This is a genomic window from Myxococcus sp. MxC21-1 (genome assembly GCF_032612255.1).
GTDB lineage: Bacteria > Myxococcota > Myxococcia > Myxococcales > Myxococcaceae > Myxococcus > Myxococcus virescens.
In genome coordinates, this window is sequence record NZ_CP123278.1 from 2,910,072 (window position 1) to 2,935,213 (window position 25,142).

A 25,142-nucleotide genomic window follows, 5' to 3' on the forward strand; every position below is an offset into this window, starting at 1 on the left:
GGAAGCGGAGTTACACGGCCGGCCGGGTGGCCCGGCAGGTTCCCCTCGTCCCCGAGCCCAACAGGCTCTTGAAGGTCTGGCGTCGCGTGCTCGAACGCCGGCTGCGCACGCGCCTGCGCGCGAAGGTGGCGTTGGAGATTCACGACAACACGCACACCATGCTGACGTTCCAACGCCAGCGGGCCATGTGGCGGCTTCGGCTGCACCACATGTTCCTGGTCGCTCCGGACGACGTGGTGCAGGCGCTCGCCAGCTTCGTGCGCAAGGGTGACCCGGACGCCAGCGTGCTGCTGGACAAGTTCATCGAGCGCAACCGCGTCTACATCCGGCGCCTGTCTCCGGCGCAGATGCGCAAGCGCATCCGGCTCGAGCCCGTGGGGCAGCACCACGATTTGGAGCGCATCTACGCCCGGCTGAACGAGCGCTACTTCGAAGGCCGCATCGACGCGGCCATCACCTACGGCCCGGCGCCGCGGGTGAAGGGGCCTCGCAAGAGCATCAAGATGGGCTCCTACTCCGCGGACTCGAAGGTCATCCGCATCCACCCGGCGCTGGACCAGCCGGTGGTGCCTCGCTACTTCGTGGAGTGGATTGTCTTCCACGAGATGCTCCACCACGTGTACCGGACGCGGAAGGGCGATGACGGGCGGCGCTGCATCCACCCGCCCGAGCTGATGGAGCACGAGAAGCAGTTCCACGACTACGCCCGCGCCCTCGCGTGGGAGCGAGAGAATCTGGACCTGCTCCTGCGTGCCCGCGTGACGCCGGCCTGAGTGGCCGTGCGTAGGTCCCCTGTGCTCAGGGGATGATGAGCCCGCCGGGGCTGCGCCGCTCCAGCGTGGGGGCAGGCGCGGCCTCCGCGGGGCCGGTGTCCGCGCCGGGCCGAGCACCGGCCCGCGCCCCGGCGGCGGCGACCAGGGCCAGCACCTTCTCGAAGAGCCGCTCGGCGAAGCGGGAGAAGGGCTCCTGGGCTCCATGGAAGAGCCGGCGGGCCTCGGCCCGGGCGATGTCCGCCTCGCGTGGGCGGCTGCTCCGCTCGAAGTAGTCCGCCATCCGCCACAGCCGCAGCGCGTAGCGCTGGCGCACCTCGGGGGTGAAGAAGTCCCGGGCCACGCCGAGCACTGCCGCCTGGAGCTGCTCCTGACGCTGCACGTCGCTCAGCGACAGGGGGCTTTGCACCACTTCGTCCATCTTCTGCACCAGGACCCGCATGTCGGGCTCCGGAGGCAGCCACGAAGCCAGCTCCACGGTGTCGTGGAGGACGTCGGCTTCCTGCGCGCGGCGGAGGTCCTCGGGCTCGGGCAGCGGCAGCTCGGTGGGCGACTGCTGTGGCTGGACGCCAAAGTGGCGCAGCACCACGTCCAGTCCTTTGGGGAAGGGCGTGCGGGTGCGCAGGTTGGTGCCGGCGGCCTCGGCCAGCAGGGCCGCGGCTTCCTCTGGTGGCAGCTCCACGATGCCGCCATGGGCCAGCCCGTCCTTCACCAGCTTCCGCCAGGTGGCGCGATTCCTGTCGCCCAACTGGAGCGCTACCACGCCGCGCTCGTCGGACAGCTGCATCTGCACCACCTCCACGCCCGCGCCGCGCAGCACCCGTGCCAGCACGAGCGCTCGCTCGCCGTCACCGGTGACGGCGCTGGCGAGCGCGTTGAGGGCCTCGGGGGCGGCGGCGGGGGCGGCTCGGCCGGGGCGGCACGCGCGGGCCCGGCCACGGCGACGCCGCGCGAGCGAAGCTGGTACAGCGCCTTCTTCGCGGCCTTGACCAGGGGCTTCACCGACGAGGACGCCAGGGCCTCCGGCAGGACGGTGTGCCCGTCCGACACAGCAGCCTCGAGCACGGCCAGGGCCAGGGGCTCCGGAAGGGCCTCCACGCGGGCGAGGGCGGCCTGGGACACGTCGCGCGCCAGGGCGCGGGCGGACTCCACCGCTTCGGCGGGAAAGGCGGGCAGCGGCGCGCCGGAGCGCAAGGCATCCAGCAGGGAGCGAGGGTCCGAAGAGGAGGAACTCATACCGGACCTTCTACTGCACGGCGCCCGCCCCGGGGCATGCCCCGCGCGGGGATTGCGCCCACCAGGTCACAGTGCCGCGAGCGGCGGAGGACTCAGCGCCGGCGCACCAGCGCGCTCTTGCCCGGCTCCGCCACCACGGCCAGCTCGGATGGGAGCCGCGGACCGAACACTCGCGACGGTGACGCACCGCGTACGAGGAAGTGGTCGTACCAGACGCCCTGCCGCTCGTAGTCCATCTGCTGCGGCCGCCACTCGGAGGGGAAGGTGGGGGCTCCTCGCCGGTGTAGCGCAGCGGGGAGTGCGGCGTGGACGCGAAGGTGAAGTTGGGCACGCCACCGCGCGCCCGGGCCAGCACCGCCGCGCTGTGGATGAAGACGGGCTGTCGCACCACCCGGGAGCTGGGGTCGAACATCAACCCCATGACACGGGGGCGTGGGGCGGTGGCGGCCACCAGCGGCCCCCATTCGGCCTGCGCCTCTCGAGAGAAGGCGCGGTAGCCGCGCGCCATGACGAAGGCCAGCACCAGTGCGCACGCCAGGGCGGCGACGCGCAGGGGCCTGCGCCACGCGGGAATGGCCGCCGGGACGGTGGCCACCAGGAGGGCAGCGGCGGTGCGCGTAGCGCGTGTTGAGGTAGTAGACGTAACCGCGGATGTCGAAGGGCAGCAGAAAGTAGAGCGCCAGGGCCAGCAGGCCCAGCCCCATCAGCCGCGAGCGCGCCACCAGGCCCTGGGTGGCGGAGCGCTCCGGCCGCAGCAGCCCCGCGACCCAGCCCGCTACCGCCACCACGCCGACGGCGTACAGGGCCCACCGGTCCGAGCCATCCCGGAAGGTGTTGGCGAGCACCTGGAAGAACTCGGCGCGGTTCTGCTCGAAGCCCTTCCACGCCAGGTTCTGTGGAGAGAACGTGGGCCCCCACGCCTTCCAGGGCACCCCGGGCTGGATGTCCGCGGGCTCGCCGAAGCGAAGCACCACCCAGCCGAGGAACAGCGCGACGCCGGGCACCACCCCCAGCAGCGCGGGCACGCGAGGCCGCAGCCGCGCGGCGAGCCCCCGGGCCTGTGCGTCCTCGGGCACGCGCGTGGTGAGCAGCAGCAAGGGCAGCCCGAAGGCGAGGAAGCCGAAGGCCTGCACGTGGAAGAGGAGCACCGCCACCAGGCACACCGCCAACCCGATGCCCCACGTCCGGCGGCGAGGCGTGTCCTCCAGCGTCCGCACGAAGAGGCCGCAGCACAGCAACGTCAGCGGCAGCGCGGCGCAGTAGTTGATGAAGCCCCAGTTGAAGCTGTCGCCGTAGGCGAAGGGCAGCGCCAGCAGGGCGGGCCAGGTGGGCCGGCCCAGGCTGCGCAGCAGGAATCCGAGGCTGAGCGGCAGGCCCACCACGTAGGCGGAGAGGAAGACGCGGTTGGCCATCTCCAGCGGCAGCAGCCAGTTGAGGCCGCTGACCAGGTAGTAGTAGCCCAGGTACGGCGTCAGCGCGTGACGCGCGGCGAACAGCTGCGGGTACAGCGTGGTGGGGTCATCCAGCCGGTGCAGGACGGAGATGAGGTACAGGTGCTGGGGCAGGTCCACCAGGGGCAGGTGGCGCGACACCCACAGGGGGAGCACCCCCAGGACGAGCGCGGCGGCATGGACGAGGCGGGAGTGTCGGGGCGTCACGGACGGCGCGGACTGTACGCGGCGCCTCCCTGCACGGCGAGCCGTCCTTGCAACCCGGCCAGCGCCTGTTTTCCAGGTAGACAAAGGTATGGCTGTCGGCCTTGGCAGTCGGGGAGGGCTGCGGTATAGGCGCCGTTTGAGCAGGGGCGCCTGGAGTGCCCCGAGGAGAGCAACATGACGCGCATCGGAATGTGGGTGGCCGGAGGGCTGATGGCGAGCGGCCTGCTCCTGGCACCGGGCGCGGCGGAGGCCTGCGAGGCCCACCGGCGTCCGGCCCCGGAAGCGAAGGCCGCGGAGGCCACGCCGAAGGCTGCCGAGCCCTCTACCAGCGGCGTGGAGCGCCCGTTGGAGGTGCTGGACTCGCTCATGGCCGCCAAGTGCCAGTGCGGCAGCAAGGCGGACTGCACGTGCAAGAAGGGCTCGTGCGACTGCAGCAAGTGCAAGAAGCCCAAGCGTCAGGTGATGGACGCGCTGCGCGGCCAGCCCGCGAACCTGCAGCTCGACGAGGCGCGCTACGACGCGTCCGCGGGCATCTTCATCTAGGCGTCTGGGCGGAGCCCTTCTCCGCCTTCACCACCAGCAGCGACGGCAGGGACACGCGCTCGAAGCGCACGAAGCCCGCCGCCGCGGCCTCCCGGCGCAATTCGGCCTCCCCGCGTGGATGCAGGCCGACGCCGCGGTGGAGCAGCGCCCGAGGCGCTCCCGGCGAAGCGTAGGTACTGGCCACCCAGCGGCCTCCGGGCCGTAGCACGCGGTGGACCTCCATCATCATCCGGGGCAGGTCCGCGACGAAGGGCAGCGCGTCACTCATCAACACCGCGCCCAGCACACCGTCGTGGAAGGGGAGGTAGGGGGCTTCGGCGCGCAGGAAGTCCACGGCGACGCCGGCCTCGCGCACCTGGGCCACGCCCTCTTCCAGCATGGCGCGGGACACGTCGAGCGCGGCCACGGGCGGTGCGTCGGGCTCATGGGCCAGCCGCCGCGCGAGCAGCCCCGTGCCGCAGCCCACGTCCAACACGGTGCCTTCGGGTTTGCCCAGGAGGCTGCGGTAGAGGACGAACTCGCTGTCGCCATCCAGCGGCTGGCGGGTGAGGGCGCGCTGGAGCACGGGGCGCATGTAGCGCTCATAGGAGCGCGCCACCCAGCGCTGCTCCATGCCACGTTGCAGTGGGCCGGACGCGGCGGGGTCCACCACCAGGTCGGCGACGCCCTCGGCCACCGGGTGGCTGGCGCCGCACGCCGGCAGCGCAGCGGGCCGAAGAAGAGCACCGGGGCGTCTACCTCCGGCTGGAGGGCGCCACGCCGGCACCGGGGACATCGCAGGAGAGGAACGAGCGCGCGCCGCATGGGGCCGGCAAGGCTACCGTCCCCCGTGCGGCGCGAGAACCCGTTTTCCGCCGGACGCCGTCAGGCCGAGGGCTGCGTGCGTGGCACGCGCTTGTCCTCGGCCACCAGCACCGGCCAGCCGCGGGCCATGGCCTCGCGGAAGAAGGCGGCCAGCTCCTTGCGGCTGTGATTCACCGCGCCCAGGAACGGGTCGATGAGGGACTCCTCACCCAGGCTGCGCGTGGCCGCCAGCTCCACCGGCGTGCCGCAGCGCTCGCAGCGGATGGACACCGGCGCACCAGGGCCACCGGCACCGCGTACCGGGCGCCGCAATCTCCGCACTTCCACACCAGGGCGCGCTCACCCGCCTCGCGGCGCGCCAGGTTCTCCAGCTCGTCCGCCAGCCGCAGCAGCGCCGGGAGGTCCTGGGGAGGATGCGCGAAGATGGCGGACGGGCCGAAGCCCGTCTCGGGCGCGCCCAGCGACGGGGGGCGGTCCCCCTGTAGCAGGGTGCGCAGCCTGTCCTTGGCTCGCATGTCTCGGAATTCAGCGCCGGTGAGCGCGCGCTCCACCGCCTCATGGACCGGAGGCAGCTCCGGCTCGAGGCGCTCATCGTCCGGCAACGTCTGGGGGAAGTTCACCAGTCGGTGCGCGGGGACTGCGAGGAATCGGAAGGCCACGGTGGCTCCATCGCATTGTGCTTCGCGGGGTGCAAGACGCGAGTTGGCAAATGTCCGCTGCTGCCGTTCATCCGCAGACTACTGAGACCAGTCCAGCATGCGTTGCAGCGGCGCGCGAGCACCCTCGCGCAGGTCTTCGGGCATGGTCAGTTCGGGCGTGCGCTCCTTCATGCACCGCCAGAGTTTCTCCAGCGTGTTCAGCCGCATGTACGGGCACTCATTGCACGCGCAGCCGTTGTCCGGCGGCGCGGGAATGAACGTCTTGTTCGGCGCGGCCCGCTTCATCTGGTGGATGATGCCCGCCTCCGTCACCACGATGAACTGCTGCTTCGGACTACGCACCGCGTAATCCAGAATCGCCTTGGTGGAGCCGATGAAGTCCGCGTGGCGCAGCACCGCCTGCTCACACTCGGGGTGGGCCACCACTTCCGCCTCCGGGTACTCCACCTTCAGCTGCACCAGTTTCTTCTCGCTGAAGATTTCGTGGACGATGCAGCTGCCCGGCCACAGCACCATGTCGCGGCCCGTCTGTTTCATCACGTAGCGGCCCAGGTGCTGGTCCGGCGCGAAGAGAATCTGCCGGTCCTTCGGCACCTGGTTCACGATTTTCACCGCGTTGGACGACGTGCAGATGACGTCGCTCATGGCCTTCACCGCGGCGGAGCTGTTGACGTAGCTCACCACGAAGGCGTTCGGGTGTTTGTCCTTGAACGCCTTGAAGGCTCCCGGCGGGCACCGGTCCGACAGCGAACAGCCGGCCTTGAGGTCCGGCAGCAGCACCTGCCGGGACGGATTGAGAATCTTCGCCGTCTCCGCCATGAAATGGACGCCGCAGAAGACGATGACGTCTGCCTTCGTGTTCGCCGCGGCTTGCGCCAGCGCGAGGCTGTCTCCCACGAAGTCCGCGAGGTCCTGAACTTCGCTCTCCTGGTAATAGTGCGCCAGGATGACTGCGTTCATGGAACGCTTGAACTCCTGGATTTCCTTCGCGTAGTCGACTTCGGCGCGCATGGCACCTCCCGAGTCCCACCTTTAACCGGGACTTGAAGTGCCGGCCAGGGTGCGGTTTGCCCCACTTTGCTGATGCCCGGGTGGCCGCGAATCAAGCGGGCGGCCCTTTTCCAACATCCGCCCTGTCCTCATGCTGGGGCACTCCCTTCCCCATGAGGTCCGGTAAGATGGCGAGCCGGGCCGGACGCCGCGCATGCGGTTCGGCCATTGCATCTGGGAACTTCGAACCACGGGGGGAATGTGAGGGGTCGCCGTCGGAAGCTCCGGCGGGGCGGTGGAGGCTGGCGGTCACATTCCGACCCGTGAAGTGGTTCATCCGGGGGCAGGCGGCTCTGACCCGGTGGAGGAGGACATATGACCGTGACGACGCGCGCAGTGCTGGTCGTGCATCCGGAGGCGGAGCGTCGTGGACGGCTCCGCGCCTTGCTGGATGGCTACGAAGTGCTCGAGGCCTCCAACCGGCAGGAGGCGGTCGAATTCCTCACGAAAACCGCTCCCGCGCTGGTGTTGACGCATCCGGACATTTTTCCCCGGTTGTTGAAGGATCTGGAGCGCTACACCCCGCGCTCCATCCGCGCGGTGCTCTGCCCCAGGGACAATGCGCAGGCCCACCACAGCCTGGTGGACGTGGCCGCCGCGGGGCACATGTTCTTCACGCTGGAGGATGACCCCAGCCCGGCGCTGCGCCGCGCCGTCCAGGAGTTGCTGGAGCTGCGCGAGTCCGAACGCCGCGAGCCGCACGGCGTCCTGGAGGCCTGCTTCACGGCGGATGGCACGACGTTCCGCGCGCGGCTTCTCGACGTGGCCACGGGGGACTGGGCCTGCGCCTGGAGTCCAGCGTGCGCATCGAGCGGCTCACGCCGGGCACGGAGCTGGAAGGGCTCCAGGTGCTGCGCGGCGACACGCTGGTGCTGCGCGCCGGCCATGCCACGGTGCGCATGGTGCGCCCGCTGCGCGCGCACGAAGGCCAGGGCTTCCACCTGGGCGTGTCGCTGGAGCGCCCCGTGGAGCACGCGCGCTCTTCCGCCGCGCCGCTGCTCAACGACTCGGTGCGCATCCGCGGCCTGCTGCGCCGCGCCGTGCGCGCGGGGGTGGGCTTTGGGCTGCGCACGCACGAAGGCAACCGGTTGGTGGACTTCTCCCGCGCCGAGGTGCTGCCGGAGGAGTCCCGCCTGGTGCTGCGCGAGCAGTCCCAGCCGGGCACGCTCTTCCATCCAGGAGACGTGGTGCGGCTGTGCCTGGACTTCGGCGGCGTGTGCCATGTGGGCACCACGGCGGTGCTGGCCTCGGAGCCGAACCAGGTGGAGGTGGCCCTGCCGCGCACGCTGAGCCTGCACCACCGCCGCAACAGCCTGCGCTTCCGCTCCTCCGCAGAGCGGCCCTTCGCGGTGTCCTTCAATTCGCCGCTGACGGGGGAGGCCATCGTCCGCCCGCTGTTGGACCTGCACACCGGCGGCTTCGCCTTTCCCTTCGATGCGGGCCGGGAGGCCTTCCCGCCGGGGCTGGTGCTGGACGACGTGATGCTGCAGCTGCCAGACGGCACGCGCTCGCGCTGCCGCGCCCAGGTGCAGGACACCGGGCAGCTCACGGTGTCGGAGGAGGGCGCCAGCATGGGCCGCCCGCGCCGCTGCGGCCTGCGCATCCTGGAGCTGGCGCCGGAGGCCCGCGCCGCCATCCTGGACGCCTTCATCAAGGCGCGGTGTCCCGATGCGCGTGATGCGTCCGAGCTGCCCTTCTCCGACGTGTGGGACCTGTTCCGATCCGCGGACGTCCGCTTTCCCGACTACCCCTTTCACGAGACGGCGACGCCCGAGCCGCTGGTGGACGCGCACCAGCGGCTGGGCAACGGCATCCACGGCCTGTCCAAGGCCATCGTCTATCAGCGCGAGGGCCGGCTCTACGGCCACATCTCCGGGCTGCGCATCTACTCGCGCACCTGGCTGTCGCAGCACCTGGTGGTGCGGCCGGGCTACCACCGGCACGAATCCATCTCCCAGGAACTGGTGGCGCTCGCGGCCGACTACGCGGAGAGCCTGGACGACGTGGAGTACCTGCGCGCGCTGTGGCGCTGCCGCAACCGGTGGACGTCGCGAATCTACGGCGCCATCGCCAGCCGGTTGGAGCGCCCGGGCCTGAGCTGCCTGCATGCCTTCACGCCGTGCCGGCTCCCCGTGGACGCCGCGTTGCCGCCGCCTCGGAGCGATTTGCGCGTGCGCCCCGCGGAGACGTCCGACCTGCGCTGGCTGGAGCAGCACCTGCGGGAGACGCAGGACGTGGTGCGGCTGCGCAGCTCGGACTGGTGGAGGGCGAGATGACCATGGGGACGCTGGGCGGGCGCTACTCGGACGCGCGGCTGCGGCGCTCGCGCAGCATCGCCATGGTCGAGGGCAAGGACGGGCCCCAGGGGTTCGTCCTCATGGAGGACTCGTCGCCCGGTCTCTTCTGGGCGGAGTGGTACAACGCCTTCTCGCTCGTCATCGTGGAGCCGGATGCACGGGAAGCGGATGCCGTGCGCCAGGCGCTGGTGACACACGCGGTGGCGAACTCGGCCCGGCGCGGCCGCTCCACCGCGGAGTGCCTGGCCTCGGACGCGGACCTGCCCGCCCTGGAGGCACTCGGTTTCCACAACCTGGGCAAGGTGATGGAGTTCACGGCCCACCGCCGGCTCGTGCGTGACTGGAATGCCTACCTGCTCGCCGTCTTCGAGCGGCTGGCGGCCCATGGCCGGGGTGGGAGCCGGGTGGATGACAAGGACATCGCGGCATGACCTACCTGATGGAGTCGGCCCAGGAGGTGCACCGCCTGCAAGCGCAGGCGAGCGCCACCTCCTACGCGGAGCGGCTGAGGCTCACCGGCCTGAGGCCCGGGGACGCCGCACTCGATGTGGGCTGTGGTCCCGGCGTCATCACCTCGGAGATGCTGGACGTGGTGGGGCCGCACGGCCGCGTGGTGGGTATCGAGCCGCAGGCCGCACACCGGCGGCGGCCCGGGGACTGCTGGCGGGCAGGCCCAACGTGGAGCTGCGTCAGGGCGCGCTGCCGGAGACACATCTGCCCGCCGACCACTTCGACTACGTCTGGTGCCAGTACGTCTTCGAGTACCTGGGAGAGCCGGGCCCCGCGCTGGCGGAGCTGGTGCGCGTGGTCCGCCCCGGTGGGCGCGTGGTGGTGGCGGACATCGACGGGGTGGGGCTGTGGAACTGGCCCTTTCCGGAGGACCTCCAGGAGGAGAGCCAGAAGCTGCTCGCCGCCCTGCGCGCGGCGCGCTTCGACCTGCACGCGGGCCGCAAGCTGTTCCACCTGTTCCGCAAGGCCGGGTTGGTGGACGTGCGCGTGCACATCTCCCCGTTCTACGTGGCGGCGGGCGCGGTGGACGCGCGGCTCCGCGAGGACTGGGTCATCCGCTTCCGGACGCTGCGCCCGCTCGCCGAGCCCTTCTTCGGGGGCGCCGGCCCCTATGACGCTTTCTGTGAACGCTTCCTCGCACTCCTGGACGACGCCGACACCCTCAAATATGCGATGGTGTTGACGACCGAAGGAGTGAAGCGTTGACCGTCCCCGCGGAACTGGCCTCCGCACCGTCAGCCCCCGACACACCCGAGCTGAGTGTCCGGATGCTGCGCAGCGTGATGTTGTACTACGAGCGGACCTACGGCCGGGACCGACTGGTGCGAGTGTGGCAGCGTGAGGCGCTGCCGCTGACGTTGGCGTACGTGGAGACGCTCACCAACTTCGTCTCCGTGGGGTTCACCGAGCGGCTCTTCGACGTGCTCGACAAGGACTCCGGTGATCCGGACTTCATGACGAAGGCGGGGCGCAGCATCGCCAGTCCGGAGGCGGTGGGCTTCCTCTATTACATGATGAAGGCGCTGGCCACGCCGCGCAGCGTCTACGAGCGCGCGCTGGAGCTGGACCACACGTACAACCGCGTGGGCGGCTTCCACATCGACACGCTCACCGACTCGCGGGTGCAGGTGCGCTACGTCAGCCGCATCCGCGAAAGAGATCGCAACTTCTGCCGCGCGCGCCAGGGCAACCTGTCCGCGTTCCCCGCCATCTGGAACCTGCCCCTGGCGGAGGTGAAGGAGCTGCGCTGCCAGGTGGATGGGGCGGACTGCTGCGAGTACGACATCCGCTGGCAGAGCCTGCCACCCCTGGCGTGGCGCTACATCGTGGGCGGCATGGCGGGCATGGTGGCCGGCCTGGTGTCGGGCACGTTGAACCTGGCGCCCCCCATCTTCGCGGTCACCTCCCTGGGCATGGTGGGCGTGGCGGCGGGGGCGTGGCTGGACACGCGGGCGGCCCTGCTGCGCAAGGACGAGAAGCTGTCGGAGCAGCACCAGGGCCTGCAGACGTCCCTGGAGGACCTGCAGCGGCGCAACGAGGAGATCTTCGCCGCCAACAAGGCGCTCGAGGACCGCGTGGCCGAGCGGACGCAGGAGCTGTCCGAGGCCAATACGAAGCTGGAGGCGTCGCTCACGCGGCAGCAGGAGCTGGACCGGCTCAAGAGCGAGTTCTTCGACAACGTCAGCCACGAGCTGCGAACGCCGCTCACGCTCATCCTGCTGACGCTGGAGGCGCTGGCGAAGCAGGCGGAGTCGTTGCCATCGGAGGTGCCTCCGCTGGTGACGAACATGGAGCGCAGCGCGCAGCGCCTGCTGCGGCTCATCAACAACCTGCTGGACCTGGCGCAGCTGGAGTCGGGCAAGGCGCGGCTGCGCTACCAGCCGCTGGAGCTGTTCGGCTTCCTGAGCACGGTGGTGCCGCCGTTCCACACCATGGCGGAGCGGCAGGGCGTGACGCTGCGGCTGGAGGGCGCCACGGTGACGCCCGTCCACGTGGACCACGAGCGCATCGACATCGTCTTCCAGAACCTGCTCGGCAACGCGCTGAAGTTCACCCAGAAGGGTGGGGTGACGGTGCGCGTGCGCGAGGACGACTTGGAGGTGCACGTCGAGGTGGAGGACACCGGCCAGGGCATCGCCCCGCAGGACATTCCCGTCATCTTCGACCGCTTCTCCCAGGCGGATAACAGCGGCACCCGGCGCTTTGGTGGCTCGGGCATCGGCCTGGCGCTGGTGAAGGAGACGCTGGAGCTGCACGCCGGCGGCATCTCCGTGACGAGCGAGCTGGGGCAGGGCTCCGTCTTCCACGTGCGGCTGCCCAAGGGCACCGCGCACATCCGCGAGGACTTGCGCGAGCGCCGTCAGGCCGTCATGCCCGTGCGGCGCGAGCGCCGCATCTCCGGGGCCTTCCCCTCGCTGGAGCCGACGGGGCCGGATGTCCTGGGCGCGTCGCCTCCGCCGGCCAGGGACCACGCGGGGCCGGGGCCCGAGTCGCCCCGCATCATGGTGGTGGAGGATGACCCGGAGATTCGGAGCTTCCTCGCCCGGCTGCTGGCCCAGCACTACCGGGTGATGGAGGCCATCAACGGCGACGACGGGCGCCAGCGCGCGCTGCGCGAGCGGCCGGACCTCATCCTGTCGGACGTGATGATGCCCGTCATGTCCGGCCTGCAGATGCTGACCGCCCTGCGCAATGACCCGCAGACGGTGGACATCCCCGTCATCCTCCTCACCGCGCGCCAGGAGGTGACGGCCAAGGTGGAGGGCCTGGGCACCGGGGCCAATGACTACCTGGGCAAGCCCTTCAGCCCGAACGAGCTGCTGGCGCGCATCGAAACCCAGCTGCGCCTGCGCGAGGCGGCGGTGCGCGCCGCGGAGAACGAGCGGCTGGCGGCCATCGGTCTGCTCACGTCCGGCTTCGCCCACGAGGTGCGCAACCCGCTCAACGGGCTGATGAACGCGCTGTTGCCGCTCAAGGACATGCTGACGAGCGGCACCTCCGACGTGGAGCTGAGCAAGGCCATGCTGGAGGTGGTGGAGGAGTGTGGCCAGCGCATCCGCCACCTGGCCGAATCCCTGCTCTCCTTCACGCGGACCAGCGAGTCCCCGGTGGTGCTGTCCCTGGACTCGTCGCTGGACTCCACCCTGAGCGTGCTGGCGTGGAAGGTGCCGTCGGGCGTCAAGGTGGAGCGCGCGTACCACTGCAGTGAGCCCATCCGGGGCAACCCAGGCGCCCTGAACCAGGTGTGGCTCAACCTCCTGGACAACGCCCTGCGCGCGGTGGGCGACAAGGGCCGCGTGCGCATCTCCACGGCCAACACGGCGGAGGAGGCCATCGTCACCATCGATGATGACGGGGTGGGTATCCGCCCGGAGGACATGGAGCGGCTCTTCCAGCCCTTCTTCTCCACCCGCGCGGCGGGCGAGGGGACGGGGTTGGGATTGGCGCTCAGCCGCCGCATCATCATCCAGCACGGTGGGAACATCGCCCTGAGCAGTGTGCCGGGGGAGGGCACGCAGGTGGAGGTCCGCCTGCCGCTGCGCCCCGTGGCGCCCCGTGTCACGGGAGGCCTGCCCGACCTCGCGTCCGAGCCGCGCGTCGGCCGCCTGGGCTGACGCAGGACGTAAAGGCCCCGCCCGAGCCCACGGCGTCCGGGCGGCGGAGAAGGGGAATTCCCTACCCGCTCAGGTGTCCTCCTGGGCATGGCCCGCGTGTCTGCTACAGTCACGCTCCTTTTTCGTCGTACCTCTCCTTTTTCAAGGAAACGACCTGCATGCAAGGCACCGTAGCCGCGGGTGATGCCCGCAAGGGGCACCCGCGAGGGCTCTACCTCCTGTTCTTCACTGAGATGTGGGAACGCATGTCGTATTACGGCATGCGTGGCCTGCTCGTGCTCTTTCTCACGAGCAAGGTCAACGGAGGCTTTGGCTGGTCCGACGCGGATGCACTCAGCCTCTACGGCACCTATACGGGCCTGGTGTACCTGACGCCCATCGCCGGCGGCTTCATCGCGGACCGCTACATGGGGCAGCGCCGGGCGGTGGTGCTCGGTGGCGTGTTGATGATGATAGGCCACCTCGTCCTGGCGCTCCCCAGCGTGACGATGTTCTACGCGGGCCTGGGCTTCCTCATCATCGGCAACGGCTTCTTCAAGCCGAACATCTCCACCATGGTGGGCGGGCTGTACGCGCCCGGTGACGGCCGCCGCGACAGCGCCTTCACCATCTTCTACATGGGCATCAACCTGGGCGCGGTGCTCGGTAACTTCATCTGCGGCACGCTGGGCGAGCGCGTGGGCTGGCACTGGGGCTTCGGCGCCGCCGGCGTGGGCATGTTCCTGGGCCTGGTCGCCTTCCTGTCGCTGCAGAGCAAGCTGCTGGGGACGGTGGGCTTGGTGCCGGAGAAGATGGTGGCCGCCGCCGAGGCGACGCCGGGCACCCCGGAGAAGAAGGGCTTCACCCGCGAAGAGATCGACCGCATCCTCGTCATCTTCATCATGGCGCTGTTCGTCGTCGCCTTCTGGACGGGGTTCGAGCAGGCCGGCGGTTTGATGAACCTCTACACGGACGCGAAGGTGGACCGCAGCATCCTGGGCTGGGAAGTGCCGACGACCTGGTTCCAGAACTTCAACTCCATCTTCATCGTCACGCTGGCGCCAATTTTCGCCGGCTTGTGGAGCTGGCTGTCCGCGCGCGGCAAGGCTCCGAGCATCCCGGTGAAGATGAGCATGGGCCTGCTGTTCCTCTCCGCCGGCTTCCTCTTCATGCTGGGCGCCTCCAGCGAGAGCGCCTCGACGGGCAAGGCGGCGGCGTGGTGGGTGGTGATGGCCTACCTGCTGCACACCATGGGTGAGCTGTGCCTGTCGCCCGTGGGTCTGTCCATGGTGACCAAGGTGGCGCCGGCGCGCATCGTCTCCGCGATGATGGGCGTGTGGTTCCTCGCGAACGCGGCGGCCAACAAGCTGGCCGGCGTCTTCGGCGGCTACTCGGGGAGGCTGGGCGAGTTCCGCGTGTTCCTCTTCATCACCGTGGGTACGGGCATCGCTGGCGTGCTGCTGCTCGTCGTGTCGCCCATCCTCAAGCGGATGATGCACGGCACGGACGAGGTGAAGCCCGCCGCGCCCACTCCCGAGCAGCAGGGCAGCTCGGTGGCGGCGGCCTGAGCGGTCGCGGACTCCCCGCTGATTGAAGTCCAGACGCCGGCGTCCCGATGGGGGCGCCGGCGTTTCTGTTCGCGGACCGCTGGCGCCACGCCTGAAACACAAACGCCGGCACACCTCATGGGTGTACCGGCGTTCACCGCGCGGGCTGACTGCCTGGCTACGCGGACTTCGCCGAGCCGGGCGTCACACCGGCAGCGGAGCGCTCCTCGGTGGGGATGGGCGCGGACGTCTGGTAGTAGTCACGCACCACGTAGCGGCGGGCCACCAGGGCCATTCCCACTGCGGCCACCAGGGCGAAGCCGGCGTAGAAGAAGAACTGCCCGGAGCCCGTGAAGACGTTGAGCTTCGCGGTGATGGCCACCGCCGCGTTGGCCAGCGTGTTCGTCACCAGCCACACGCTCTGGATGGTGCCCTTCATCTCACGCGGGGCCTGTGTGTACGCGAACTCCAGGCCCGTGGTGGACATCAGGATTTCACCCAGCGTCAGCACGATGTACGGCAGAATCTGCCACGCGATGTTCAGCGTCGTGCCGCCTTCCATGGTGACCTGGAAGATGCCGGCGATGATGAACGACAGCGCGCCCACCACCAGCCCCAGGGGCATGCGCCGCAGCGGCGTCAGCTCCCAGCCGAAGCGCTGGAAGGCCGGGTAGACGACGGCCGTCAGGAAGGGGATGAGAATCATCACCAGCAGCGGGTTGATGAACTGCATCTGGCTGGCCTGGAAGGTGAACGGCCCCACCTGCGGGTCCATGGACCGGGCCTGCACCACCCACGTGGACGCCTTCTGGTCGAAGAGCATCCAGAAGAAGGGCACGAAGGGGAGCAGCAGCGCGCTCACCCGGAACACCGCCTTCACGCCGTCCACGGCCTCCTCGGGGTGCTCCCGCTTCGCGCCGTCCAGCCAGCCGCCGCCCTGGCCGCGGTTGCGCAGCGCGCTGGCCACCACCTTGAAGAAGCTGTGCGGGTTGGCGCCCGTGGCCGGCACCCGGACGTACTTGTGACGGCCCGCCCAGAAGATGAACGTCGCGATGAACATCAGCACCCCGGGGATGCCGAAGGCCACCGACGGCCCGAAGTGCTTGAGCAGCAGGGGGATGAACAACGACGCGAAGAACGAGCCGAAGTTGATGGTCCAGTAGAAGATGGCGAAGACCTTCTTCACCAGGTGGCTGTTGGACTCATTGAACTGGTCCCCCACCATGGCCGCCACGCAGGGCTTGATGCCGCCACTGCCAATGGCGATGAGCGCCAGGCCCGTGAAGAACCCCGTGACGTTGTGCTCGAAGATGGCGAGGCACGCGTGGCCCAGGCAGTACACCAGGCTCAGCCCCAGGATGATGCGGTACTTCCCGAAGAACCGGTCCGCCAGGTAGCCGCCGATGAGCGGGAAGAAGTACACGCCCGCCATGAACGTGTGCATCAGGCTCTTCGCTTCGGCCTCCCGCAGCGCGTTGTCCGGTATCTGCGTGCGCAGCAGGTAGTCGATGAGGAACACCGTGAGGATGTTCCGCATCCCGTAGAAGCTGAAGCGCTCACACGCCTCGTTGCCGATGATGAAGGGGATTTGCGGCGGGAACTTGTTGCTCTGCGCGGCGGGTGCCTGGGCCATGCGACGGGGTGCTCCCTCGTGACGAAAGGTGGGGGCTCCTAGATTCCGAGAAGTCGCACCCTACCCAACGGGCCGCCGGGACTCCACCGAACGAAGGGGCCTCGCCGCGCCACCCGGCGCTTTCCTGGCCGCACCCACGCCGGAAATCTCCCGCACGACTGCCTGCGTCATTCCGATGGGCGTGTGTGTTTGTTGATACAACTCAAGTCGCCTGGCTGAGTTTGACAGGCATTGGAATATCCCTATCATTTCCCATGATGTCTTTCCTCCAAGGTGGTGCGAGGGGATGGGGGTGAATGAAGGCACCCCCGTCCCCCCGCTCCATTTTCCCAGGAGGCATTGCGCGGTGCGTCGTCAGCCCCGCGCGCCCTTCTTCACGGGCACCGGGTCCTCCACACGCACGCCCACGCGGGCCCTGCGGGCCTTGGTCAGCACGTGGCCCAGGTAGCGGCCGGTGTGGCTGCCTTCGACCTCGGCGACCTGCTCGGGCGTGCCAGCGGCCAGAATCCTGCCGCCGCCCGCGCCGCCCTCGGGGCCCAGGTCGATGATCCAATCCGCGCTCTTGATGACGTCCAGGTTGTGCTCGATGACGAGCACGCTGTTGCCCGCCTCCACCAGCCGGTTGAGCACGGACAGCAGCTTGCGGATGTCCTCGAAGTGCAGGCCGGTGGTGGGCTCGTCGAGGATGTAGAGGGTGCGGCCGGTGGCCACGCGCGCCAGCTCGCGGGCCAGCTTGATGCGCTGGGCCTCGCCGCCGGACAGGGTGGGGGAGGGCTGCCCCAGGCGGATGTAGCCCAGGCCGACGTCATGGAGCGTCTGCAGCACCCGCATGATGTCGCGGTGCGCGCCGAAGTGCTCCATCGCCTCACGCACGCTCATGTCCAGCACCTCGGCGATGTTCTTCCCCTTGTAGCGCACGCGCAGGGTGGCCTCGTTGAAGCGCTTGCCGGCGCAGACCTCGCAGGGCACGTAGACGTCCGCCAGGAAGTGCATCTCCACCAGCTTTACGCCGTCGCCTTCGCACGCCTCGCAGCGGCCGCCCTTGATGTTGAAGCTGAAGCGGCCCGGCCCGTAGCCGAACGCGCGCGCCTCGGGCGTCATCGCGAACACCTCGCGGATGTTGTCGAAGAGCTTGGTGTACGTGGCCGGGTTGCTGCGCGGCGTGCGGCCGATGGGGCGCTGGTCGATGTCGATGACCTTGTCCAGGTGCTCCATGCCCAGCACGGCCTTGTGCTTGCCCGGGGATTCACGGCTCTCGTAGAGGTGCCGCGCCAGGGCCGGGAAGAGAATCTCGTTGATGAGCGTGGACTTGCCCGCGCCGGACACGCCGGTGATCGCGCTGAAGACGCCCAGCGGAATCTCCGCGTCCACGTTCTTCAGGTTGTTCTCCTGCGCCCCCTGGATGACCAGCTTGCGCTTCGGGTCCGGCTTGCGGCGCTCCTGGGGAATCTCGATTTCCTGCCGCCCGGAGAGGTAGGCGCCGGTGGAGCTGGCTTCGTTCGCCATGACCTGCTCCGGCGTGCCCTGGGCCACCACCTGGCCGCCCAGCTCGCCCGCGCCCGGACCGAAGTCCACCAGCCAGTCCGCCTCCTCCATCGTCTCCTCGTCGTGCTCCACGACGATGACGGAGTTGCCCAGATCCCGCAGGCGCTTGAGCGTCAGCAGCAGCTTGCCGTTGTCGCGCTGGTGCAGGCCGATGGAGGGCTCATCCAGGATGTAGATGACGCCCGTCAGCTCACTGCCCATCTGCGACGCCAGCCGGATGCGCTGGCTCTCACCGCCCGACAGCGTGGACGCGGTCCGGTCCAGCATCAGGTAGCCCAGGCCCACGTCCACCAGGAAGGACAGGCGGCTGCGAATCTCCTTCAGCAGCTCGGTGGCGATCTTCCGCTCGTGCGCGGACAGGGCCATGTCTCCCAGGAAGCCCAGCGAGTCGGAGATGGTCAGCCGGCTCAGCTCGACGATGCTTCGCCCGTGCACCTTCACCGCGCGGCTCTCCGGCTTCAGGCGCTCGCCCTTGCAGGACGGGCAGGGCTTGTCGCTGAAGTACTTCTGGAGCTCGGTGCGGCGCGCCTCGGAGGTGGTCGTCTTGAAGTTGCGCATCATGCGCTCGACCAGGCCCTCCCATTCCATCTTGTACTTGCCGCCCTCGCCCCACGCGACGGTGAAGGACTTGCCACTGGCGCCGTACATCAGCGTGTCCTTCTCGCGCTTGGACAGCTTGGCGTAGGGCACGTCCAGATCAATCTTGAAGGCCTTCGACAGGCTCTCCACGAAGTCGGCCGTCCAGCCCTCGCCGCGGTTCATGCTGCCGGCCCACGGTTCGATGGCGCCATCGCGGATGCTGCGTGACGTGTCCGGGACGATGAGGTCCGGGTCCATCTCCGGCTTGGTGCCCAGGCCGTTGCAGTCCGTGCACATGCCCAGGGGGTTGTTGAAGGAGAAGGACGCGGGCGTCAAATCACCGAAGGACAGGCCGCACTTGGCGCAGGCATTGAGCTCGGACATCACCCGGTCGGAGGCGAGCGTGCCCTTCTCGTCGGTGATGATGAGCGTGCCCTTGCCCTCGCGCAGCGCCGTCTCCACGGAGTCGGTGAGGCGCGTCTTCACGTCCGGCTTGAGCACCACGCGGTCGATGACGAGCGCGATGTCGTGCTTGGACTTCTTGTCCAGCTCGATGCGCTCCTCCAGGCTCTTGAGCGCGCCGTCGATGCGGGCACGGGAGAAGCCGCGCTTCTGGGCCTCGGCGAGCAGGTCCTTGTGCTCGCCCTTGCGGTTCGTCACCAGCGGCGCCAGCACCTGGAGCTTGGTGCCCGCGGGGGCCTTGAGGATTTCATCGACAATCTGCTGCGCGCTCTGCTTGCCCACCTTCACGCCACAGTTGGGGCAATGCTGCACCCCGATGGAGGCATAAAGCACCCGCAGGTAGTCGTGCACTTCCGTGACGGTGCCCACCGTGGAGCGGGGGTTGTTGCTGGCCGCCTTCTGCTCGATGGAGATGGTGGGCGACAGGCCGCGAATGGTGTCGTACTTCGGCTTCTCCATCTGCCCCAGGAACTGCCGGGCATAGGCGGAGAGGCTCTCCACGTAGCGGCGCTGGCCTTCCGCGTAGAGGGTGTCGAAGGCGAGCGAGCTCTTGCCCGAACCCGACACGCCGGTGAAGACGACGAGCTTTTTCTTGGGAATGTCCAAGGAGACGTTCTTGAGGTTGTGCTCCTTGGCGCCTCTGAGGGAAATGACGTCGGGCTCGGACATGGGCGGGCGATCTACCACTGAATATGCGTTCCGGTAGGGGGAAACATGTCGGAACCGCTCTGGATGCAGGGGAACGTCCTGGGTTGCGCTCCGCATCCCACATCTGGCGACCCCCCAGGCGGGGAGGCGCCCCTGAAATCCCCTGGCGCCTCCTGCTCCACCCAGAGTGGGTGAAGTCGCGACGCCTGGCTGCCTGCCCCGCCCGGACGGAGGATTCGTCTGTGTGGCACCTGGAGTTCCTGAAGGAATTTCAGGAGTGTCCTGCGAAAGGACACCCGCATTTCCCGGGTGGGCTCTGGCGTTTCCCTGCGAGGCCAGAGGGGTGCCGCGTGGGAGCGCCCCTCGCCTCTCTGTGGGCGGACCGGGCACCGGGGTTGCAAAGGGCCCCCCGCTGAGCCGTGAGGTGAACCAGGGTGTGTTCCTGGCGTCTCCCGGTGGGGCGGGGAGGACGTTATGCGCAGGGCGTTTGGGCTGGTGGCATTGGTGGCGGTGATGGTGGCGGGAGGGGCGTGTGAGCGGCCCGCCTCTCAGAGGGCAAAGAGCGCCTTCGTCGTCCGGCCTGAGACCGTGGACTTCGGTCCCGCGGCGCTGGGGCATACCAAGACGTTCAAGCTGCGAATCGCCAATGCGGGCCGGGCTTCCTATCGTGTGGAAGGCGCCGTCTCCAGTGTGCCCAACGTCAACATTCCTCCCTTCGAGCCCTTCATCCTGTCCGCGGGTGGCGAGCAGGACATCGAAATCCACTTCCTGCCGCAGGTAGAGGGCGAGATTCAGGGCGTGGTGGAAATCATCACCGACGCGGAGGTCGGTGGGCGCGTGCCAGTGTCCGGGCGCGGCGTGAAGGCCTTCATCGAGGTGCCCTCGGAGGCGCTCGATTTCGGCAACGTGGCCATGGGCCTGGTGGAGATGCGCGAGGTGACGGTGCGCAACCCATCGGACGTGGACAGTCCGCTGACGCTGTCGGTGCAGGGCGCGGACGCCGACCAGTTCACCGCCGGGCAGGGCCTGCCCTCCTCGCTGGCTCCGGGTGAGGCGTTGGTTGTGCCCGTGGCCTACGCTCCGCGCCGGTTGGGTGCGGCCGAGGCGGCGCTGCACGTGGTGGTGTGTGACGGGTGTGCGCCGGCGGTGGTACCGCTGACGGGCACGGGCGTGGCGTCCAAGCTGGAGGTGACGCCGCTGCGCGTGGACTTCGGGCGCGTGGCGCTGGGGGCCACGGCGGAGCAGGTCATCACCGTGCGCAACCAGGGCACGCAGCCGCTGAGCTTCTCGGGCTCGCAGTTGGTGGACAGCTCGGAGGGCGTCTTCCGCATCGCCAGTGAGCCGGTGGTGGCCAACGGGCAGTTGGCGCCGGGCGCGGCGGTGGAGCTACGCGTGGCCTTCACGCCAGCGGCGGTGGGCAAGGTGCGTGACGGGCGGGTGGAGATTGGCGTGCGCGAGCAGGGCTCCAGCGCGCCGGGTCCCAAGGTGTCGCTGGCGGGTGAAGGTGGCGGCTCGTGCGTGACGGTGCTGCCCCGGCGGCTGGCTTTCGGCACGGTGGCGGAGGGCATGACGGCGACGCGCGACGTCACCGTCTACAACCGTTGCCGTGAGGACGTGAGCGTCACCGACCTCCAGCTCGACACGCGCCAGGGCGGCTACTTCACCCTGGCCCAGGCGCCCGCCAGCGTGAGGGTGCCCGCGGGGCAGAATGCCCGGGTGAGCGTCACCTTCCGGCCCAAGGCGGGGAACACGGACGCCAGCCAGGGACAGCTCTCCGTCACGGTGCGTGACAGCGGCTCCGCGGCCACGGAGGCGGTGGCGCTGGAGGGGCGCAGCCGGGTGTTCGCGCCGTGCCAGTACGTGCTGCCCCAGCACCTGGACTTCGGCAAGGTGCCGGTGGGCGCGGAGGTGGCGCTGGGGGTGACGCTGCGGAACTCGGGCACGGAGGCGTGCTACCTGGCGTCGATGCAGCTCGCACAGGGGTCGGACGGGGTGTTCTCCGCGTCTCCCGTGCGCAACGGCGTGCTGGAGCCGGGCGCGAAGGCGACGCTGCTGGTCCGCTTCAAGCCGTCAGAGGAAGGAGGCTTCTCGGGGCTGGCCGAGGCCTGGGTGAACAGCCCCACGCAGGGACACCCGCTGGTGGAGCTGCGGGGCGAGGGCGTCGTGGGGTGCTTCGCGGTGCAGCCCACCACGGTGGACTTTGGCCTCACCAAGCTTGCGTGCGGCCCGCGCACTCGGGAGTTGGTGGCCGTGAACTCGTGCGTCGGGCCCATCCAGGTGAGCCAGGTGTCGTTCGACGCGGGCGCGGGCGAGTTCACCGTGGATGGTGGCGGCAACGCCCCGTGGACGTTGGCGAGCCAGAGCACGCGCCCGCTGACGGCGACGTATGCCCCGGTGGATGACGGCGCTGACACCGCGGCGTTGCGTTTCACCCTGGCGGATGGCTCCGTCTACACGGTGGGCATGGTGGGACAGGGCGTGACGAAGGCGGAGCAGACGGACCGCTTCTTCCAGGAGTCACAGGCGAAGGTGGACGTGCTCTTCGTGGTCGACAACTCGGGGTCGATGATGGAGGAGCAGCAGAGCCTGGGGCAGAACTTCGCGGCCTTCCTGAGCGCGGCGGACGGCGCCGCGGTGGACTACCGCATCGGCGTCACCACCACGGGCCTGGACCCGTCGCCGGGCGGCTGGTCCGAGTGCCCGGGCGGCTCGCAGGGCGGAGACAATGGCCGCCTGTTCCCCGTGGACGGCTCCCGGCCGCGCATCATCACCCCGGCGACGCCGGATGCCGCGGGCGTCTTCGCCAGCAACACCCGCGTGGGTGTCTGCCATTGGAACGAGCAGGGACTGGAGGCCGCCTACCGCGCGTTGGCGGACCCGCTGCTCTACAACGAGGATGACCCGCGCACCGCGCAGCCCAACGACGGCAACGCAGGCTTCCTGCGCGAGGATGCCCGCCTGGCCATCATCTTCGTGTCGGACGAGGAGGACTTCAGCGCGCAGCCGGTGTCCTTCTACGAGACGTACCTGCTGGCGCTGAAGGGCAATGACCGCTCGAAGCTGAGCGTCAATGCCATCGTCGGGCCAGCGGACCTGGCCAGGTGCCCCACGTCCAGCAGCTCGGGCAGCCGCTACATCCAACTGGCGGAGGCCACGGGCGGCGTGGTGGAGAGCATCTGCACGCCGAACTGGGCCAGCTCGTTGGAGAAGCTGTCCGACAGCACCTTTGGCGCGAACCGCAAGTTCCCCCTGTCCGAGACGCCGGAAGATCCGGGCAGCATCGTCGTCGATGTGGACGGTATTCGCGTGACGTCCGGCTGGGAGTACGACGCCCGTGAGAATGCCATCCTCTTCGACCGTGCCTCGGCCCCCGAGGCGGGTTCGCTGGTAGAGGTGACGTACCCGCTGGGCTGCGGCTGAACCGGCGTGCGGAGCGTGATGCCGCCGGGCGTCTTGTCTTCAGGACGAGGCGTCCGACGGCATCAGCGCGTTGAGGGCTGCTGAGTCCCGCGCGATGCATGGCGGCGCTCGTGGTCGAGCAGCCACTGCTTGCGCTCCAGTCCACCGCCGTAGCCCGTCAGCGACGCGTTGGCCCCCACCACCCGGTGGCAGGGGACCACCACGCCAATCGGATTGGCGCCGTTGGCCATGCCCACGGCGCGCACGGCCTTGGGCCGTCCGATTCGCTGGGCCAGTTGGCCGTAGCTCGTGGTGGCGCCCGCGGGGATGTCCCGCAGTGCTCGCCAGACTTCTCGCTGGAACGGCGTCCCTGCGGTGGCCACGGGCAGCGCGTCGATGACGCTGACGTCTCCGCGCAGATAGGCCCGCATCGCCGCCGTCCTGCCGAACGGGTCGCTCGCGGGCTCGAGCACGTAGCCGTTCACGCCGTAGTGGAGCCGCAGCAGCCGGAGCATCCGAGGCTCGTACTCCTCCCAGTCGAGCGCGCGAAGGCAGCCCGCTTCGTCACAGACGACCAGCATCGAGCCGATGGGCGTGGGGGCGCGGTCCATGAGCAAACGCAGCGGCGGGGGCATCGTCATCTCTCTGTCGCGAAGGGGAACGGGGAAGGTGGGGGGCGGGCCCGGGCCGAGCGGCGTCCGCGGCCCAGAGGTGCTGCGCGGCATAGGCGCGCCAGGGGCTCCAGGCTTCGGAGCGGCGGAGCGCTTCATCTGGAGCGGGACGCACGCCGTCGGCGCCCGTGAGCGCGCGCAGCAGCGCGACATCCGCCGAAGGGAAGGCATCCGTTTCGCGCACGGCGCGCAATGCGATGTACTGCGCCGTCCAGTCTCCAATGCCGGGGATGCGTTTGAAGCGTTCCACGGTCTCCTCCAGCGTGGCGCGCGGCTGGAACAGCCTCGGGTCCGCGACGGCCGCGGCGGCCAGGCTCGACAGGGTCCGGGCCCTGGCGGCGGGCATGCCGAGCGAGCTCAAGTCCTCCCGCGCCAGTCTCTCCGGCCGAGGGAAGCTGTGCGTCAGGCGCGCGTCTCCCGTCGATTCGACGCCGGCGGGCTCGCCATACGCCGCGACCAGCCGCGCACCCAGGCCGCGCGCCGCGGCGACCGTGACTTGCTGTCCCAACACGGCCCGGACCGCGAGCTCGAAGCCGTCCCAGCCTCCGGGGGCTCGCAGTCCCGGCCGCAGGGACACCAGCGGAGCGAGGTGCGGGTCGCGGGACAGGTGTTCCCGGATGACGTCCATGTCCGCGCCCAAGTCGAAGACGCGCCGGACCTGCCCCACCACCGTGGGCAGGGCCTGAACCTGGGGGAGGCGGAGCGTCGCGAGCAACCCGTCGCGTCCAGGGGCTCGGAAGACTTCGACGGCGCCCTGACCGTCCGTGGTCGCCACGGTCCGCCGGTAGCGCCCGGCCTCGATGTGCTCCAGGCCCGGGAGGGCCCGTGCCTCCAAATGCGCCAGCATCGCCTCCCAGTCATAAGGGGGCTGGTAGGGGACGAAGAGCGTGACACCCGCGGCGGCTTCGGCCACTGGCGCCCGGCTCCTGCGGAGCGTGCTGGGCGGTCGTCCATACAGGGCCCGGAACACGTCGTTGAAGCGGCGGACGCTGCGGAACCCCGAGGCCAGTGCCACCTCGGCCATGGGCAGGGGCGTCTCGTGCAGGAGCTGCCGGGCGAACAGCACGCGTCGTGTCTGGGCGACGGCTACGGGCGAGGCCCCCAGGTGCTGCTGGAACAACCGCCGCAACTGCCGGTCGCCCACGCCCAGTCGGCCCGCGAGCTCCTCCACCCCGGTGCCGTCGTCATCCAGGCCGCCCTCGGCGATGAGCGCCAGGGCTCGGGCGACGGTGTTGGAGGTGCCCCGCCAGAAGGCGAGGTCCGGTGACGTCTCCGGGCGGCAGCGCAGGCAGGGCCGGTAGCCCGCCTCCTGGGCCCCGGCGGCGCTCGGATAGAAGGTGCAGTTCTCGAACCGGGGCGTCCGGGCGGGGCAGATGGGCCGGCAATAGATGCGCGTCGTCCGGACGGCGGTGAAGAACCGGCCGTCGAAGCGGGCATCTCGGGTCTGCATCGCGCGGTAGCACGCGCTGGCGTCCAGGCCGTTCATGGAGGGCAAACTCCCATACCGGGTGGCCGCTGTCTGGCCGCTTTCGGACTTC

General features: G+C 69.6%; 17 protein-coding genes and 3 pseudogenes. 9 read left to right on the forward strand and 11 right to left on the reverse strand.

Features of this window, described 5'->3' with window-relative positions; genetic code table 11:
* The first annotated feature begins 26 nt into the window (after window positions 1–26).
* Window positions 27–773, forward strand: a complete 747-nt coding sequence (locus QEG98_RS13540) for a hypothetical protein (protein ID WP_090489233.1) — start codon at window positions 27–29, stop codon at window positions 771–773.
* A 25-nt stretch (window positions 774–798) separates the two neighbouring features.
* Here the strand turns inward: QEG98_RS13540 and QEG98_RS13545 are convergent, their stop codons facing one another.
* The 3 genes and pseudogenes from QEG98_RS13545 to QEG98_RS13555 all read right to left on the reverse strand — a co-directional run bounded on the left by QEG98_RS13545 (window position 799) and on the right by QEG98_RS13555 (window position 3,748).
* Window positions 799–1,602, reverse strand: coding sequence for a hypothetical protein (locus QEG98_RS13545; protein WP_316567010.1), 804 nt, complete (start codon window positions 1,600–1,602; stop codon window positions 799–801).
* Window positions 1,527–2,006 (reverse strand): hypothetical protein, encoded by a 480-nt coding sequence (locus QEG98_RS13550; RefSeq protein WP_316567011.1) that lies wholly within the window; start codon window positions 2,004–2,006, stop codon window positions 1,527–1,529. The genes QEG98_RS13545 and QEG98_RS13550 overlap by 76 nt, the downstream gene beginning before the upstream one ends.
* Before the next feature lie 92 nt (window positions 2,007–2,098).
* A pseudogene (locus tag QEG98_RS13555) lies at window positions 2,099–3,748 on the reverse strand (hypothetical protein).
* Between the two features lie 90 nt (window positions 3,749–3,838).
* Between QEG98_RS13555 and QEG98_RS13560 the strand changes: the two are divergent.
* The gene (locus QEG98_RS13560) at window positions 3,839–4,207 is read left to right on the forward strand and encodes a metallothionein (protein WP_090489227.1); all 369 of its coding nucleotides are present in this window, start codon (window positions 3,839–3,841) and stop codon (window positions 4,205–4,207) included.
* Here QEG98_RS13560 and QEG98_RS13565 read toward each other — a convergent pair.
* From QEG98_RS13565 to QEG98_RS13580, 4 genes and pseudogenes are all read right to left on the reverse strand, one after another.
* A complete protein-coding gene (locus QEG98_RS13565; RefSeq protein ID WP_316567012.1) occupies window positions 4,200–4,883 on the reverse strand; it encodes a class I SAM-dependent methyltransferase in 684 nt (227 codons plus the stop codon). The two genes, QEG98_RS13560 and QEG98_RS13565, sit on opposite strands and share 8 nt — an antisense overlap.
* 188 nt (window positions 4,884–5,071) lie before the next feature.
* Window positions 5,072–5,670 (reverse strand): annotated as a pseudogene (locus tag QEG98_RS13570) (hypothetical protein).
* A gap of 78 nt (window positions 5,671–5,748) precedes the next feature.
* Complete coding sequence (nadA, locus tag QEG98_RS13575) at window positions 5,749–6,681, reverse strand: quinolinate synthase NadA (RefSeq protein WP_090489222.1); 933 nt, start codon at window positions 6,679–6,681, stop codon at window positions 5,749–5,751.
* Window positions 6,682–7,235: 554 nt separating this feature from the next.
* Entirely contained in the window at window positions 7,236–7,490 is a 255-nt protein-coding gene (locus QEG98_RS13580; RefSeq protein WP_316567013.1) for a hypothetical protein, read from the reverse strand.
* A 30-nt stretch (window positions 7,491–7,520) separates the two neighbouring features.
* Here QEG98_RS13580 and QEG98_RS13585 point away from each other — a divergent pair, with 30 nt between their 5' ends.
* From QEG98_RS13585 to QEG98_RS13610, 6 genes and pseudogenes are all read left to right on the forward strand, one after another.
* The gene (locus tag QEG98_RS13585; RefSeq protein ID WP_316567014.1) at window positions 7,521–8,996 is read left to right on the forward strand and encodes a hypothetical protein; all 1,476 of its coding nucleotides are present in this window, start codon (window positions 7,521–7,523) and stop codon (window positions 8,994–8,996) included.
* A 2-nt stretch (window positions 8,997–8,998) separates the two neighbouring features.
* The gene (locus tag QEG98_RS13590; RefSeq protein WP_316567015.1) at window positions 8,999–9,448 is read left to right on the forward strand and encodes a hypothetical protein; all 450 of its coding nucleotides are present in this window, start codon (window positions 8,999–9,001) and stop codon (window positions 9,446–9,448) included.
* Window positions 9,449–9,456: 8 nt separating this feature from the next.
* Window positions 9,457–9,588, forward strand: a pseudogene (locus QEG98_RS13595) (SAM-dependent methyltransferase); the annotation flags it as partial.
* Between the two features lie 107 nt (window positions 9,589–9,695).
* The gene (locus tag QEG98_RS13600) at window positions 9,696–10,232 is read left to right on the forward strand and encodes a methyltransferase domain-containing protein (protein ID WP_316567016.1); all 537 of its coding nucleotides are present in this window, start codon (window positions 9,696–9,698) and stop codon (window positions 10,230–10,232) included.
* Window positions 10,229–13,141 (forward strand): ATP-binding protein, encoded by a 2,913-nt coding sequence (locus QEG98_RS13605; RefSeq protein ID WP_316567017.1) that lies wholly within the window; start codon window positions 10,229–10,231, stop codon window positions 13,139–13,141. The genes QEG98_RS13600 and QEG98_RS13605 overlap by 4 nt, the downstream gene beginning before the upstream one ends.
* A 158-nt stretch (window positions 13,142–13,299) precedes the next feature.
* On the forward strand, window positions 13,300–14,688 hold the full coding sequence (locus QEG98_RS13610) for a peptide MFS transporter (protein ID WP_316567018.1): 1,389 nt from the start codon (window positions 13,300–13,302) through the stop codon (window positions 14,686–14,688).
* 157 nt (window positions 14,689–14,845) lie between these two features.
* Here the strand turns inward: QEG98_RS13610 and QEG98_RS13615 are convergent, their stop codons facing one another.
* Together QEG98_RS13615 and uvrA are read right to left on the reverse strand one after the other, a co-directional pair.
* On the reverse strand, window positions 14,846–16,300 hold the full coding sequence (locus tag QEG98_RS13615) for a POT family MFS transporter (RefSeq protein ID WP_316567019.1): 1,455 nt from the start codon (window positions 16,298–16,300) through the stop codon (window positions 14,846–14,848).
* Between the two features lie 354 nt (window positions 16,301–16,654).
* Window positions 16,655–19,555 (reverse strand): excinuclease ABC subunit UvrA, encoded by a 2,901-nt coding sequence (gene uvrA / locus QEG98_RS13620; protein ID WP_316567020.1) that lies wholly within the window; start codon window positions 19,553–19,555, stop codon window positions 16,655–16,657.
* A 453-nt stretch (window positions 19,556–20,008) separates the two neighbouring features.
* Here uvrA and QEG98_RS13625 point away from each other — a divergent pair, with 453 nt between their 5' ends.
* On the forward strand, window positions 20,009–22,954 hold the full coding sequence (locus tag QEG98_RS13625; protein WP_316567021.1) for a choice-of-anchor D domain-containing protein: 2,946 nt from the start codon (window positions 20,009–20,011) through the stop codon (window positions 22,952–22,954).
* Window positions 22,955–23,016: 62 nt separating this feature from the next.
* Here the strand turns inward: QEG98_RS13625 and ogt are convergent, their stop codons facing one another.
* Window positions 23,017–23,544, reverse strand: a complete 528-nt coding sequence (gene ogt / locus QEG98_RS13630; RefSeq protein WP_316567022.1) for a methylated-DNA--[protein]-cysteine S-methyltransferase — start codon at window positions 23,542–23,544, stop codon at window positions 23,017–23,019.
* Window positions 23,498–25,090, reverse strand: a complete 1,593-nt coding sequence (locus QEG98_RS13635) for an AlkA N-terminal domain-containing protein (RefSeq protein WP_316567023.1) — start codon at window positions 25,088–25,090, stop codon at window positions 23,498–23,500. The genes ogt and QEG98_RS13635 overlap by 47 nt, the downstream gene beginning before the upstream one ends.
* Between the last annotated feature and the right edge of the window lie 52 nt (window positions 25,091–25,142).